Annotated in this window: 9 protein-coding genes; 6 read left to right on the forward strand and 3 right to left on the reverse strand. The window is 66.4% G+C overall.

Going from position 1 to position 13,172, the window contains the following annotated elements; translation table 11 throughout:
• Positions 1-211 precede the first annotated feature (211 nt).
• Both AB0I83_RS27145 and AB0I83_RS27150 read right to left on the reverse strand, forming a co-directional pair.
• Positions 212-2,614 (reverse strand): restriction endonuclease, encoded by a 2,403-nt coding sequence (locus tag AB0I83_RS27145; RefSeq protein WP_363306482.1) that lies wholly within the window; start codon positions 2,612-2,614, stop codon positions 212-214.
• A gap of 285 nt (positions 2,615-2,899) precedes the next feature.
• Positions 2,900-3,184, reverse strand: a complete 285-nt coding sequence (locus tag AB0I83_RS27150; RefSeq protein WP_363306483.1) for a hypothetical protein — start codon at positions 3,182-3,184, stop codon at positions 2,900-2,902.
• Positions 3,185-3,884: 700 nt separating this feature from the next.
• On the opposite strand from AB0I83_RS27150, the gene AB0I83_RS27155 reads away from it, so the two are divergent.
• Both AB0I83_RS27155 and AB0I83_RS27160 read left to right on the forward strand, forming a co-directional pair.
• Positions 3,885-5,822: a transcriptional regulator gene (locus AB0I83_RS27155; RefSeq protein WP_363306485.1), complete on the forward strand. Its 1,938-nt coding sequence runs from the start codon at positions 3,885-3,887 to the stop codon at positions 5,820-5,822.
• A 276-nt stretch (positions 5,823-6,098) separates the two neighbouring features.
• The gene (locus tag AB0I83_RS27160; RefSeq protein WP_363306486.1) at positions 6,099-6,659 is read left to right on the forward strand and encodes a hypothetical protein; all 561 of its coding nucleotides are present in this window, start codon (positions 6,099-6,101) and stop codon (positions 6,657-6,659) included.
• Between the two features lie 187 nt (positions 6,660-6,846).
• On the opposite strand, the gene AB0I83_RS27165 is transcribed toward AB0I83_RS27160, so the two are convergent.
• Entirely contained in the window at positions 6,847-7,878 is a 1,032-nt protein-coding gene (locus tag AB0I83_RS27165) for a hypothetical protein (RefSeq protein WP_363306487.1), read from the reverse strand.
• A 912-nt stretch (positions 7,879-8,790) separates the two neighbouring features.
• Here AB0I83_RS27165 and AB0I83_RS27170 point away from each other — a divergent pair.
• The 4 genes from AB0I83_RS27170 to AB0I83_RS27185 all read left to right on the forward strand — a co-directional run bounded on the left by AB0I83_RS27170 (position 8,791) and on the right by AB0I83_RS27185 (position 13,018).
• A complete protein-coding gene (locus AB0I83_RS27170) occupies positions 8,791-9,393 on the forward strand; it encodes a helix-turn-helix domain-containing protein (protein WP_124272233.1) in 603 nt (200 codons plus the stop codon).
• A 22-nt stretch (positions 9,394-9,415) separates the two neighbouring features.
• A complete protein-coding gene (locus tag AB0I83_RS27175) occupies positions 9,416-11,572 on the forward strand; it encodes a hypothetical protein (protein ID WP_363306488.1) in 2,157 nt (718 codons plus the stop codon).
• Positions 11,572-12,285, forward strand: coding sequence for a helix-turn-helix domain containing protein (locus AB0I83_RS27180; protein WP_363306489.1), 714 nt, complete (start codon positions 11,572-11,574; stop codon positions 12,283-12,285). The genes AB0I83_RS27175 and AB0I83_RS27180 overlap by 1 nt, the downstream gene beginning before the upstream one ends.
• 157 nt (positions 12,286-12,442) lie before the next feature.
• Positions 12,443-13,018 (forward strand): hypothetical protein, encoded by a 576-nt coding sequence (locus AB0I83_RS27185; RefSeq protein WP_363306490.1) that lies wholly within the window; start codon positions 12,443-12,445, stop codon positions 13,016-13,018.
• Positions 13,019-13,172 lie beyond the last annotated feature (154 nt).

Below are 13,172 nucleotides of genomic sequence, written 5' to 3' on the forward strand. Positions count from 1 at the left end.
CGCTCACCGCACATAATTGGGCACGCTCCTGCCAGACAGCAGCCGATGCCCTGCCAAGCAGGGGCATCGGCTAGCACGCAGGCCGGTGGCAACCTGCGGAGCGCGGTAGGCCGACGCCCGTGTCGGTGCAGCGCAGTGAAAGAGCTCACCCGGCGCTTGGATGTTCGGCGAGGGCCAGAAGGAACCCCAGGCTGCCAGGCATGGATGGACCTCAAGTCCTCTCAGGCGTCGATGAAGCGCCGAGGGACCGGAACAAGGCTGCTACGGAGGCAGTGGCGTCAGCAGGAGGCACGGCCACAGGCGTACGACGGGGGAGTACGGTCGGGGCCCGTCTGGGCGAGGACGGCGTCTGTTCCTCCTCGGCGTCGAGCAGCGGGGCCAGGCGCTCGCGGGTTTCGGTGAAGTTCCATCCGACGACGTCCTCGATGGAGTCGATCTGCTCGGCCACGTTTACTGGGTCGTAGTCCTCGATGTGGCGTGCCAGGTAGGCATCGATGTCGGCAGGCGAGTACGTGTCGATGGTCGGCCTCAGATCAAGGCTGGTCAGTGAGTTGGCGTATTGGACCAGTGCCTCGGCCAGATCTGCTTCGTAGCCGGTGTTCTGGTGGCGGGCGATCCTTGGTTCGTGCCTGGCCCAGGCATGATCGATGACGCTGCGCATCTGAGAGACCGGCTCGAGGAGCGGGTGGTCCGCCGGCCACGGGGGACTGGCGCTATCGATCGCCGCAGCGAGTTCCGTAACCAGTTCTGCCAGCGGCTCAATGGATGTCATGCTCTGGTTGTCCACGAGCAGCGTGACACGGGAGAGGGCGCCAGCGAACCAGTCGGACGGCAGCGCTGCTCCCGCAGCTGCACGGCGGTCACCGTGAAAGCGCACGACCAGTGTCAGGGCTTCGACGAGCGAGGTCAGTTCCCGAATGCTCCCGTGGGCGAGATCCGCCGCGTCGCATGGGTAGAGGTCCCACAGTTCCCTCAGCCGGGCCAGCAGCTCCCGGGCGCACGTGTCGAGAACACTGCGGAACAGGTCTTCACCGCTGGAGAACAGCCGCAGGTTGACTTCCAGCTCCGTGGCCTCGCCACGCCTGCACACAGGAATCAGATCATCGAACCTCACTGCATTCTTGATGAGGGCGGTCATCGCGCCGGGACTCATGGACACATACCGGAGGAGGAAGTCCCGTTGGCTGGGATCGGCCAAGGCCAGAGTCAGGCTTCCGGAATGGAACGTCTTCGTGATCCACGATCCGTTGAGCCGCTCGACTGCGGCATCGACATGAGGCTCCGACGAAGAGATACCCCCCAGCCGCGGGACAACGTCCTGCCACTGAACCAATTGCGAGTCCATCAGCGACAGGGTCAGCAGCAACTGCTGATCGACCGGCGGAAGCGCCCGGAAGCTAGTCCCCCAGATCTCATGAGGGTTCTCCAGAGCTTCGTCCAGGTCGTCGATCAGCTCCTGAGCGCTTTTCGCCCTGCTACGCCGAACGACGATCTCGATGAGACGAGGGGAGTAGTTCTGATGGCCGGCCACCCGTTGCCACCACAGGCCGATGGAAAGGTCCCGCCGAGTCTGCGGATCAGTCATGGAAAGGTGGACATGATTAAACAGCATCCGGCCGCGGACATCGTAGGGGAGGCGTTCCACCGGGACGTGACAGTGCGCGAGTCGTTCGACCGCGCGTCGGGAGGCATCACTGAGCCGCACCGTGTCCTGCAGCACCTGCACCCGACTGGTCATGATCAAAACCTTGGAAGCAGCGCTGTTGGTCTGCCGCTCTACTATTGACTCGATAAACTCGGACATGTCCGTGTCATGGTGACGTGAACCGTGGTCCTGATGGTGGGTCTGGCCCCACGCATCGTCGAAGAAGAACACCGTGGGAGTGTCGTCCTCAAGCCACGCCCACCACTGATCGACAGTCCGCGGGTCCACCACCACCCGAAAGCCGCGATGCCACCACAAGAGCAACAGGTACTCGGCGATCGTCGTCTTGCCCGCCCCGGGCGCCCCGCTGAGCAGCACACAGCCGTGATCCTCGAGTGCCAACTCGGCAATTTCACAGGTCTCGTGATGCACGAAACGCAGGTAGTTGCGTTCGATGCGCTGGATCCTGGACTCACCGCGCAGGAAGACTCCGCCCTGCATCATGGCGCGCACCGCTTGCGTCGAGGAGATCCACAGCTTGAAATGACGTCGCTCGACCGCAGGGTGCAAAGCGAGCACGGCATTGAGCCAGCCCCGCCCATACACCTCCACCATATCGGCGACACACGCAAGGGCCTCCCTCGTCTCCCTCTCGGCCCCAGGAGTCAGTTCAGCGGACGTGACGAAGACGTAGCGGATGGGTGCGAAACCCATGCCGGCCGCCTTGCCGGCTTCCTTCCTGGCGGCCCGGAGAATTGATCCCTTGTCCGCAGAGGGTGTGTGCTTGCACTGCGCCACCACCCAGCCCTTTCCCGTAGCCGCCTTCAGATCGATCCCACCGTCCGCACCCACCCGGTACGTGGAGTAGACCAGCCGATCCTGCGCGGACAGCAAGTCACGGACGAACACTTCGAAGTCGTAGGGGGACAAGCTCGCAAAGTCATAGTCCGGAGCAGCGATCCCGCTCACCTCTCAAGATCCTCAGCACGTCAATGGGGCCAGCGGCCCGTAGAAGATCGAACCACACGGCACCCCACAGCCGCGGGACCGCCAAGCGGCACCCTCCCCGGCAGACCGTCCGACCCTATTGGGCCGCCCCGGGTAATGGCGCTTGGTGCGTTTGTCGCGCGCTCTGGTGCCCTGCAACGAGCCAGCTACTGATGACAATTGCGGACGAAACCCTCGTGTCCGTCTGCCGGTCCTCCGGCAGACGGACACGTGAAGGGACATGGAGAAGCTCGCTCGGCTCGCGGCTCAGTCGATGAACCTGGGCGCACTCACGGCCGCCAGTGTGAGCGTCGCGGCGAATGCCGTTGCCGCGCGAGTGATTGCGGCGGGATAGCTGGCTCCGTCACGGCGGGCGAGCCAACCGGCCGCCCCTGCCGTCAGCGCGGCAGCAAACAGAATCGCAGAGCAGCAGAGCAGGACGACGACGGCGCGGAGAGACATGATGATGCATTCCTTGGCAGAGGTTTCGTGGACAGGCCAACGCTCTCGAATCCGGTGTTCGCTGTGGTACACGTGAACGAAGACGAACATCCGTGAACGTGCGTGTTGCACCCGGCAAGATGGCTGGTGGGAAATGGGTACAGGGGACTTCGCAGACCGGCAGGCCGCTCTTGCTGAGCTGCGAGCCCGGCTGGAGGCGGCACGGGCCGGGCGAGGCCTGACCAAGACGCAGGTTGCTCAGCGAGCTGGACTAGGCCGCACCGTTGTCAGCAACGCCTTCAGCACCTCCGCGCCCGCACCCTCAGCGCAGACCCTGGGAACCCTGGCCACAGCCCTGAAGCTGGATGTTCGCTCCCTCCTGGACCTGCGTGACGCTGCAGTCGGTCAAATCGACCCTGCCGCCCCGGATTCAGACCTGGCCGCAGCAGACACGATGGGACGTCCCATCGCCGAATGGGACCCCCATGATCTAGAAGTCCATCCCGCGGTAACTGCCGGCAGTCCCTCCCTTCGCCGCGGCACAACAGCACCAGCGAAGCGATCAGACTCAGCCCTTCCCAGCTACGTCCGACGGGCGCATGACGACGACTTGGGCCACATCGTGGCAACGGCGGCACAGGGCACGAGTCAGGCAGCCGTCCTCGTCGGTTCCTCCTCCACCGGCAAGACCCGAGCGTGCTGGGAAGCGGTACAGCCCCTGGCTCCCCTGGGATGGCGGCTGTGGCATCCGATCGACCCGACACGAGCCGACGCTGCCCTCTCTGATCTCGAGCGAGTCCCTCCACACACCGTGATCTGGCTGAACGAGGCCCAGCACTATCTGGGTGCGAGGCAGGGACTGGGGGAGCAGATAGCAGCAACCCTGCGTACGCGGCTCGCCGACCGTGAACGCGCACCCATCCTGGTAGTGGGCACCCTTTGGCCCGAATACGCCCGCACGTTCACCGCGCTCCCCCAACCCGGCCAGCCCGACCCGCACTCCCAGGCGAGAGCCCTTCTGGCGGGCTGCCGGCTTGAGCTGCCGGACCACTTCGACACGGCCGCAATCACCAGCGCCACACATCTGGCTGCCTCCGGCGACCAGCAGCTCAGCCAAGCCCTGCAGCAAGCCAGAGACGGCCGCCTTGCCCAGTTCCTGGCTGGAGCAGCCGAGCTGCTCCACCGCTATCGCACTGCATCACCGGCCGCGGGTGCTGTCCTGCGAGCGGCCATGGACGCCCGCCGTCTCGGGGTAGGCCCTCACCTGTCTGCACAATTTCTGGCTCACGCAGCCGAGGACTACCTGGGTGATGACGATTTCGACGCACTGGCGGACAGATGGTTTGCGCAGGTACTCGCGGAGACAGGCGAGGCAGTCCACGGCAACCTCGCCCCGCTGCGCAATGTTCGCCCCCGCCCGGCCCACCGCACGCCCGCTCCTCGGACGCCAGCCACTTCGTCAAACAATAGCTACAGGCTGGCTGACTACCTGGAACAGCATGGGCGTCACGACCGTCAAGCCTTGTGCCCCCCTGCCTCCTTCTGGGAGGCCGCCCACACCCATCTCACCCGCCCTGACGACCTCATCCGTCTCGCCGAACAAGCAGAGCGGCGCCTGCGTAACCGCTGGGCAGAAGCCCTCTACCAGCGCGCTGCCGACGCCGGGGTCATCAGCGCCTGGCAGCACCTGTATGAACTGCGTCTGGTGGCCGGTGACGAAGACGGAGCTCAGGCCTCGTTGCTGAGAGCAGTGCAGGTCGGCAGTACCGATGCGATGTCCAGACTTGCTCAGATACGGCTAGGAGAGGGAGACCGTACAACAGCCGAGGCATACATCCGTCAGGCAGCCAACGCCGGGTCGGTGTTCGCCCTTCGCCAACTCGCCGCACTACAGGAGGACGCCGGGGCGTATCAAGAAGCTGAAGTTATCTATCGCCGTGCCGCCGGTGACGGAGACATCATCGCCACAGAGCAACTGGTCGAGCTGCTGGAAAGAACCGGCCAGCCAGACGCTGCCGAGCAAGTTGCCTCACAGGCCGCAACCGCCGGAGACCCCGACCTCCTGACCCGGCTTGCCCTTATACGCCAGAAGACAGGAGACCACCAAGGGGCTCGGACCCTCGCGAGGCAGGCTGCAGAAGATGGCGACCGCGACCCCCTCCTGCGTCTGGCCTACGCCTGCAACGCGAGTGGAGACCGCGCTGGCGCCGAATCGCTTGCCCAGGAAAGTGCTGCAGCCGGCAGCATCGACGCATTGGCATGGCTCGCCGCCGCCAGATTGCACACCGGGGAAATTCAGGAAGCAGAAAGGCTCTACCAGCAATTGCTGCTCACCCCTCAAGGCCACGACGCCGCGCTCCAAGGGCTGGCGACGTTGAACGAGATGAGGGGCGACCGGCAACGGGCTGAAGACTTCGCTTGGCGGGCTGCCGACCGCGGCAATATCTATGCCCTGTGCGAACTCGCCCATATGCGGGAAGGCACAGGCAACCTTGAGGGTGCCGAGGACCTGTACCGCCGGTGCATAGACGCAGGGCACGATCACCCCGTGATCTATCTGGTCGAACTGCTGGAGAGAGCCGGACGACACGACGAAGCCACGGCCCTGGCGAGCGAAACCGCTGACGCGGGAGACGGCTACGCCTTGGTGAACCTGGCCGAGATCAGGCAGAGCACAGCAGCGGAGGAGTACTCACCTGTCCTGCAGCACGAACCCGCTACCGACGGAGTACTACCGACGAGCACGTGACCGAGGAGGCGTGGGCACGGTTGACCCTGCTGCGGGTCAGCTACCGCTATCTCAGGAGGACAGCCGACTGGCATACCGACGTCACGTGACCCGGATCCCGCCCGAGCCGCCGCATACCGTACCTCACAGCCCCTGCTCGGACGCCTGAGCAGCCGCCTGCGCTAGGCAGCTCCCGGAGGGCGCGCTTGACTGCACGCAGCCGATGCGCCGGCGAGTGCAGCCCCTGGCGGAGGCATCGAGAGCGTGGCGCGGGCGAGTGTTGGCTATCGTGGACTGGTGGATGCCGCGAAGATCGGTCTGCTGGGGGCAGTCGCTGCTGCTTTGATCGCAGCGCTGGCTGCGACGATCGGCCCTCTGACTGTTCAGCGCAGGAAAGAACGCGCTGACAGCAGGCAGAGGCTGGAGGACGCTGTCGCACGGAGAATTGACGCCGTCAACAACGCCGGGGTGTGCTGCCGTGCGTGGCTTACCTTCCTCGTCCGCGTCCTGGAGGACGCCCAGGCAGGCAGAGTGCTTCCTGTCGACGACTTCGACGAGAAGAGCGAGCCGCTCAGGTCTGCTGCCGAGAACGCCCTCGCTCAAGCGGTACACGCAGGCTATGAGCTGCTCGACAGCGAACTGGCCCACGCCATGCGCTCCGTGGAGTCCGCAGTGCGCAGCGCGTTGCTGAACCCCGCCCACGCACCACTGGACCAACTGCGGGACCGGGCAAACGCCTACTTCGAACCCAGAGAGGTGATCAGGACCCACATGCTTTGCGAAGTCACCAGGCTCGAAAAGCCGACCGATCCTCTCGCAGGCACGGTCTTTGACTCTCGCAGGCTGCCTGCTCGGTAGGCACAAAGCGGCTGTGGGCGCTACGTCGACGAGAGCCCCCGTGCAGCCCGGCAGCCTGAGCTGTCCAACAGGTTGGGTGTCCGAAGGCCCGCGCGACGCGGCGGGCCGACGGCCGCGCCAACGTCTGGCCGGAGACGTGGCGTGCGCTGTGGTTGAGTACCCAGCCCTCGCCTCACGGCCGGCAATTTCAGTCGAAGAGGCTCTCCTGTACGGCCGGCGTGTTGCGGGGGCGGGGGAGTGGGCGCCGCATCGCTTCCGCGGGGGCGGGCGCGCCGGCGGAGCCCTCGGTCAGTGCGTGCTGGCATGCGGCTCGTAGCTCAGGCAACGTGAGCCGGCATCCGAGAAGGTCCAGGAAGTCCTGCACGCTCCAGTTGATGAGCGCGCCTTGCCGGGACAGGTACAGTCCTACATCCGTGACGGCGTAGGCGTCGCCGTAGTCGAGCAGGAGATAGCCGGCGAGCTGGTAGATCTCGGCCCGGCTCATCCGCTCCGGCCGGATGGTCGCTTTGCAGTCGATCAGCTGCCTGTCCAGGATGAAGTCGGCGTCCGCTCCGCCGACATCGCGACTGCCGTCGAACACGGGGCCGCCGATCCGTGCAGCGGCGGGCAGCTTGATAAAGCGGTCGAACGGGCCCGGCGTGCCGGCCAGCCGCATCTGGCTGCGGATGTCGGCCACCACGTAATCGGGCACCGCGGCGGCGATGTCATCGAGGGTGTCCCCGGGGCGGGTTGAACCGAGATTGTTGCCGCGTACCCACCCCACACAGCGGAAGATCGCTTCGAAACTGGAGGCGACGTGGCACAGACGCACGAGACGGTCTTCGGATGCGTCGTCGAGGGTGAGCGGCCGACCATCAGTGTTCTCGTACCGGGACAGTTCCTCCAGGAGCTCCTGTCCCGCTGCCTGCACGGTGTCGATGACTTCCATGCTGGGCCATCCGTCGTCGTCGAGCGCGGCGCGCACCACACCCTCCCGGATCGGCTGGCCGGTGGGCACGCCGAGGCTGATCCGGAGCCGATGGTCGATGGTGTGTCCCAGCATGCGGTACTCGGCGCGCCGGCCCGCTTCAGGTGCGGGCTTGACCGGAAGTGAGTACGGGGCCAGGCGATCGCGGTAGTCGCACAGCACGACGTCAGGAAAAGGGAGGTGTTCCGCCAGGAAGCGTGAGATAGCGGAGGCGGGGTCCTTCAGGCAGGAAGTGAGACTCATGCGCGTCATCGTTGCGGCTGCCTCTGACAACGGGTCAGGAGCGAATCGTTTCCTCTCCTCCCGAAGGGAATGAAACCGGCCAGGCGGAAGGAAGCGATCTGTTCCCGTGCAGCTCGAGAGGCCCCTGATTCTCCAATGTGTGAGTGAAAGGAGGGTGGTCAGGGGACATTTACAAGCCATTAATTCTCGGGTACAGCGGGACGAGGTTCAGGCCTCCAGGTCACTACGTAGTTGCGCATCCGCGTGATGCGGAACGTCGAACACGTATTCCCCTGATGGGTTGATATAAAGCCAAAGCGGAATGCGTTTCCGCCAGATGCGGTGACAGGTGATCAGGTTACTTTCTGGTAGTCGCGCGTGTTGTCAGTGGTGGGTACTACGGTGACGGCCCTTTTGGCCCACCGGCCGGCTTGGTGCCCATCCTTGTCGCCATGCGAAACAATGAATGATCGGCCTGACCTCACTTCCTGAGTCGGGCGACCTGCTTCCCGGCTCCCTGCCACCCCTGCCCTCACCCCACAGGTGGTCCGGCACCCAGCACCCCAGTGAAGCCCTCCCACCTGCACACTTGATGGTCGGTGACGCCGACGGTCCAGCCATGGCGAATTGGCGAAATGCAGCAGGCGCGTACTCGCAGCCTCAGTGCGCCGGGGCCGCCTGCTCCTGACCGCCACCCCGGCGTCCGGAGGTGGTGGGGTGCCGTCCCGGAAGCCACGGTCGGCTGGCCCTGTCCAGCGACCGGGCCGGGCGGGCACTTCCAGCCGCTCAGCGACGGACTGTACGACCAGCCGGGCCAAGGAACTTGCGGCCCCGTCCAAGGGCTACACCAACTAAAATCAGATATCTGATCAGACTTGCATGGATAGTGGGTCTGCCGATAGCGTCCAAGCGCGGCAACGCCCGGATCCGAGGAGGCAGGCCATGCTGCTGACCACCGGACAGGCCGCAGAAGAACTCGGCTGTGCGATTACCACATACCGGCGTCTCATCAGAGCAGGCGTACTGCCCGGTCTTTCCCGGCGCGGTGTTCGCGTGATGACGCCGCTTTGGGTCGTCCAGGCCCTGCACAAACGCGCCCCTGCGCCCGTGGACCGCCTGGACGCCGACCTGCTCGGGGTCCTGCGTGTCGACGCGGCACAACAAGTCCATGACACCCACCGGAAATGGGCAGGCTACGCGCCAGACCTTGGCCCCGACGACCTCCTCAAGGGCTTGAGAGGCTGGTGGCGCTGTGATGCCGCGAGCGTGGCGGCCGGGGGAGTACTGCCGGTGACGGTGTCGGGCTACGTGGTGGCGGTTCTGACCGGCCTGGACAGGTGGGAGAAAGGCGAAGGCGGGCGGCACGCATTTCCCGATGCAGTTCTCACTGGATATGTCAGCGACCTGGCCACCCCGATAAAACATCTGACCGCACCGCGCCAGACCGACCGGGATGTCGCGGATCTCCTCCTAGGAACCCGCTTGCCCTCGCAGTCGAGCGGCGCGATCGCGTACGTCTCAACCCGTAGCAGTACCGCCAACTGACCTGCAGGCCCAAGGGATCGTGATGGACGCAAAGACCTACAACGCGCAGCTGGCCGAGCTGCGGGCCCTGCGCGACGACATCAAGAAAACCCAGGTCACCCTCGCCAAACTCGAGACTGACCGCGCCCGGCAGATCACCGCGCTGGCCGGATACGAGAAGGCGAAGGCGGAGCGCATCGCGCCCGCAGCCGGACTCAGCCTCGCCGACATCGTGGCGATCGCTCCCATCCTCGCCCCTGACCAGCTCACCAACCCCGCACCAGCAGCCCCGACCGGCGCAGCCGTCGCACCCCCTGAGCCTGCCAGAGAGACAGCACCGCCCAGCGGTCCCGAACCTGCACAGGAGCAGGTCTCGTCCCGGGCGGGCACGGTCGCCCCGGCCATGACCCGCCCTGCCCCTGAACCGGTAGCGGAACCCGAACTGCCCGCAGCCGCCTCTGTGCCAGCGCCGGTCGCTGCCGCTCCTCTCGCGGCCCAGGGAGCACAGCGCGCCCTGCCCGGCATCCCCGAAGGCCCTGATGGGGACCGTTGGTTCGCACACACCGCGAACCTCGCCTCCACCCACCCGAACTTCACCCAGCAGGCCCGCAGCACTGTCTTCCTCGACACGCATACCGGTGTGCTGGTCCACCGTGACCAGACCTTCCGCATCGACCTGCCGACCGCCAGTGCCGCGGAAATCCTGAACACCGTCTTCCACGTCCTGCCCGGCGGCGTCGAGCGGATCTACATCACCGCAGGAGCCCCCTGGCACCGGCAGGCCGACCAGCACCCCTTCCTCAAGGACACCGTCGGAGCCTGGCTGAACGCCCCGACACCCGGCTGGCGCACGGACACCGGCCGCGGCAAGGACCGGATGGCCGGCCACTTCGTCCACCCCCGCAACCCTGTCGGCCGCTACCAGCGCGAACATGGCGAGCAGCACGTCGAGATCCGGTCGGCGGGGGAGTGGTTCGACACCGAAGGCACCGAGCCCGCCGTCATCCGTGACGCGTTCGTCCTGCTGTGGAAGGCCCTGCGCCGCCACTGGCCCGACGCCGTCCTGATGGGCTCACCGTCCCAGACCGGCCGTGACCTGTGGACCCGCACCATCCCGACCAAGGGCCAGTACGCGGACGGCTACCCCGTCCTGTCCGAAGAGCTCCGCGGCCTCTTCCACGCCACCGCGGGGCAAGGCCGCACCGAACTCATCACCCCGCCCCACGTTCCCGCACAGCTCCCCGCCCTGGTCGAGTACGACCGCACCTTCGCCTACGCCAAACACACCTGGAAATCCGGAGTCGGCACCCCCCGCCGCGTCACCGCGGCCACCTTCGCCTCTTGGTCCCAGAAGGAACAGACCAAAGCCCTCTTCGCCTGCGGCCACTGGCACGTCCGCGTCACCGTCCCCGACACCTGGACCCACATCGGGATCCTCCCCGCACCCGCCCCCGGCGACCGCGCCTGGCACTACCCCGCCACCCCCGGCACCACCTTCACCACCTGGGCCGGCGGACCCGAAATCCACACCGCCCTGTCCAACCCACACACCCCGTGGAAGATCGAGATCCTCGACGGGATCCTCTTCGACGACGGCAAACCACTCGACGACTGGTCCAAGAAACTCAAGGAAGCCTGGTCCTCCCTCACCGCCCAGGCCGACCTGAACGGCGACCCCGACCAGCGCACCGCAGCCCACCTCGCCGCCCGCGCCGTCCGCGCCCTCCTCCTCTACGGCATCGGCGCCTTCGCCCAACGCCCCCGCACTGTCACCGGCACCACCCCCCGCACCATGGAACGCGACGTCCCCCCGGACGCCGAAATCATCGGCTTCGACGACCAGACCATCACCTGGCAACGCCCCACCGGCTTCACCCGCGACCCCAACGCCCACCCCGAATGGGCCGCCCACATCTGGTCCTCCGCCCGCGCCGCCCTGCTCTCCCAGCGCCACCGCGACGACAACACCTACGCCGGAGCCCTCCACGCCCCGCCCGGCACAATCGTCGCCTTCCGCACTGACGCCATCTACCTCACCCAGCCCCAACCATGGCCCCACCACAGCCAGCCGGGCGACTACCTCAATAAAGGCCACCTCCCCGGCCCCCTCACCGCCCCCACCACCGAAGACGAACTCCTGACCCTCCGCGACAAGGGCCGCGCTGCCCACCACGCCGCCCCCACCCCTGAGGGGGCCTGATGCCACCGCGCCGCAGGAACCGCCCGGCACCGCACCGCAACGAGGCAGCCCGCCTCGCCGACCAACTCCAACAAGCCGGCTACACCAAACGCGACATCGCCCGCATCATCAACCGCGACGCCTCCCTCGTCTCCCAGTTCTACACAAAGAACAAGGGCGCAGCCTTCGTCCCCGCCCTCACCCAGGTCCTCACCGCCATCCACACCGCAGGCATCAGCGACATCACCGAACTCGCCTCCATCGCCGCCCCCCACACCACCCGCCGCACCACCGCCAGCGGCACCCGAGCCCGCGTCCGCACCAAAGCCGTCCTCATCACTCCCACCGGCACCGGCACCGGACGCGCCGGAGCACAAGCCATCGCCTCCGGCTCCGCCCGACTACGCCCCCTTATCGCCGAAGCCGCCCGCCAGGGCCTGCGCCTGGCCTTCACCGTGCGCCTCGCCAAGACCGGATACGTCCACGTGTCGGGAAGCCGCACCGACTCACCCGGCATCCGCCGCAGCGTCATCCAGCGCGCTGATCACACTGAGGAACGCTCTTACGGATCGGCCGCAACAGGCGGCTTCTCGGCAGCCGATATCGCCCGACGTGTCGATGCGGCGGGCGGAGACGTCACCGCAGCCATCCACCGGTGGCTTGTCGAAACCGGGCGCATCCACGCCGACGCCCACACCACTCACCTGGAAATCCGTACCTGGCACCCTCGTTGACCTCGCCGGGGCCGCAGCGGCCGCACAGCCAACCCACCAAACAGCCGGAAGCGATGCCAGGCAGTCGCGTTCTAGCCAGGCGGACTGCGAGGTTGGCCTGTTCCGGGTGGGTACCATCGTCGCTACACGCCCCCCACGTTGAGAACCGAGGACTTACATGTCTGGAAACCTTCCCGTTCAGAGTGTCACGGCCGACTATGCACAGCGGGTCGCTGATGACCTGGCGGCGAACCGTAGCGAGCAGGAGCGCGTGCGCAGCGAGCTGGCGCGGTTGCAGGACGAACTGGTCCGTCTGGAGGACAGCGAGCAGGTCCTGACGAAGATGCAGGAAGTGCTCGGCGGCACGCCCAAGCAGACCGTGAAGCAGCGCAAGGGCGGCAAGGGGGCCGCGGTTCCCGCGGCGCGGGGCTCGAACCGTAAGAAGGCAGCAGGGAAGGCGGCTGCCGCCGCTGGGCGCAAGGGGTCCAAGAATGCTGTGTCGCCCAAGAAGGCGGGGGAGCCGACGTGGCTGGAGCTGACCATCGCATACCTGGGAGGGCAGAGCGAGCCTAGGTCGGCGGCAGAAGTAGCGGCCTCGCTGACTGAGGCGCACCCTGAGCGCACGGTCCAGGTGACGGTGGTGCGTAACTCTCTGGAACAGGGCGTTGCACAGGGCCTGCTGGAGCGTTCCAAGCAGGGACGTTCAGTCTTCTACAGCCCCACCGCCCCTGCCTCAGCTCCGTCCGGTTCTTAGCCAGAGCCGGTTGCTTCAGACAGGTAGTCGGCAAACCCGCTCATGCCATGAGAAGGGGACGGGACTGCTGCAGGGTTGGGTGACAGCGGGGTTTATGCAGCCAGGGCTGCGGCTGGGATCATGATGGTCTCGTACTCGACGGGGGTCAATCGGG

Source organism: Streptomyces sp. NPDC049970 (assembly GCF_040660235.1).
Classification (GTDB): Bacteria; Actinomycetota; Actinomycetes; order Streptomycetales; family Streptomycetaceae; genus Streptomyces.

Bases quoted from the DNA above. Each gene is read 5' to 3' on its own strand.
- AB0I83_RS27150 (WP_363306483.1), bottom strand. From the start codon at position 3,184: ATGTTCGTCTTCGTTCACGTGTACCACAGCGAACACCGGATTCGAGAG.
- AB0I83_RS27165 (WP_363306487.1), bottom strand. From the start codon at position 7,878: ATGACGCGCATGAGTCTCACTTCCTGCCTGAAGGACCCCGCCTCCGCT.
- AB0I83_RS27170 (WP_124272233.1), top strand. From the start codon at position 8,791: ATGCTGCTGACCACCGGACAGGCCGCAGAAGAACTCGGCTGTGCGATT.
- AB0I83_RS27175 (WP_363306488.1), top strand. From the start codon at position 9,416: ATGGACGCAAAGACCTACAACGCGCAGCTGGCCGAGCTGCGGGCCCTG.
- AB0I83_RS27180 (WP_363306489.1), top strand. From the start codon at position 11,572: ATGCCACCGCGCCGCAGGAACCGCCCGGCACCGCACCGCAACGAGGCA.
- AB0I83_RS27185 (WP_363306490.1), top strand. From the start codon at position 12,443: ATGTCTGGAAACCTTCCCGTTCAGAGTGTCACGGCCGACTATGCACAG.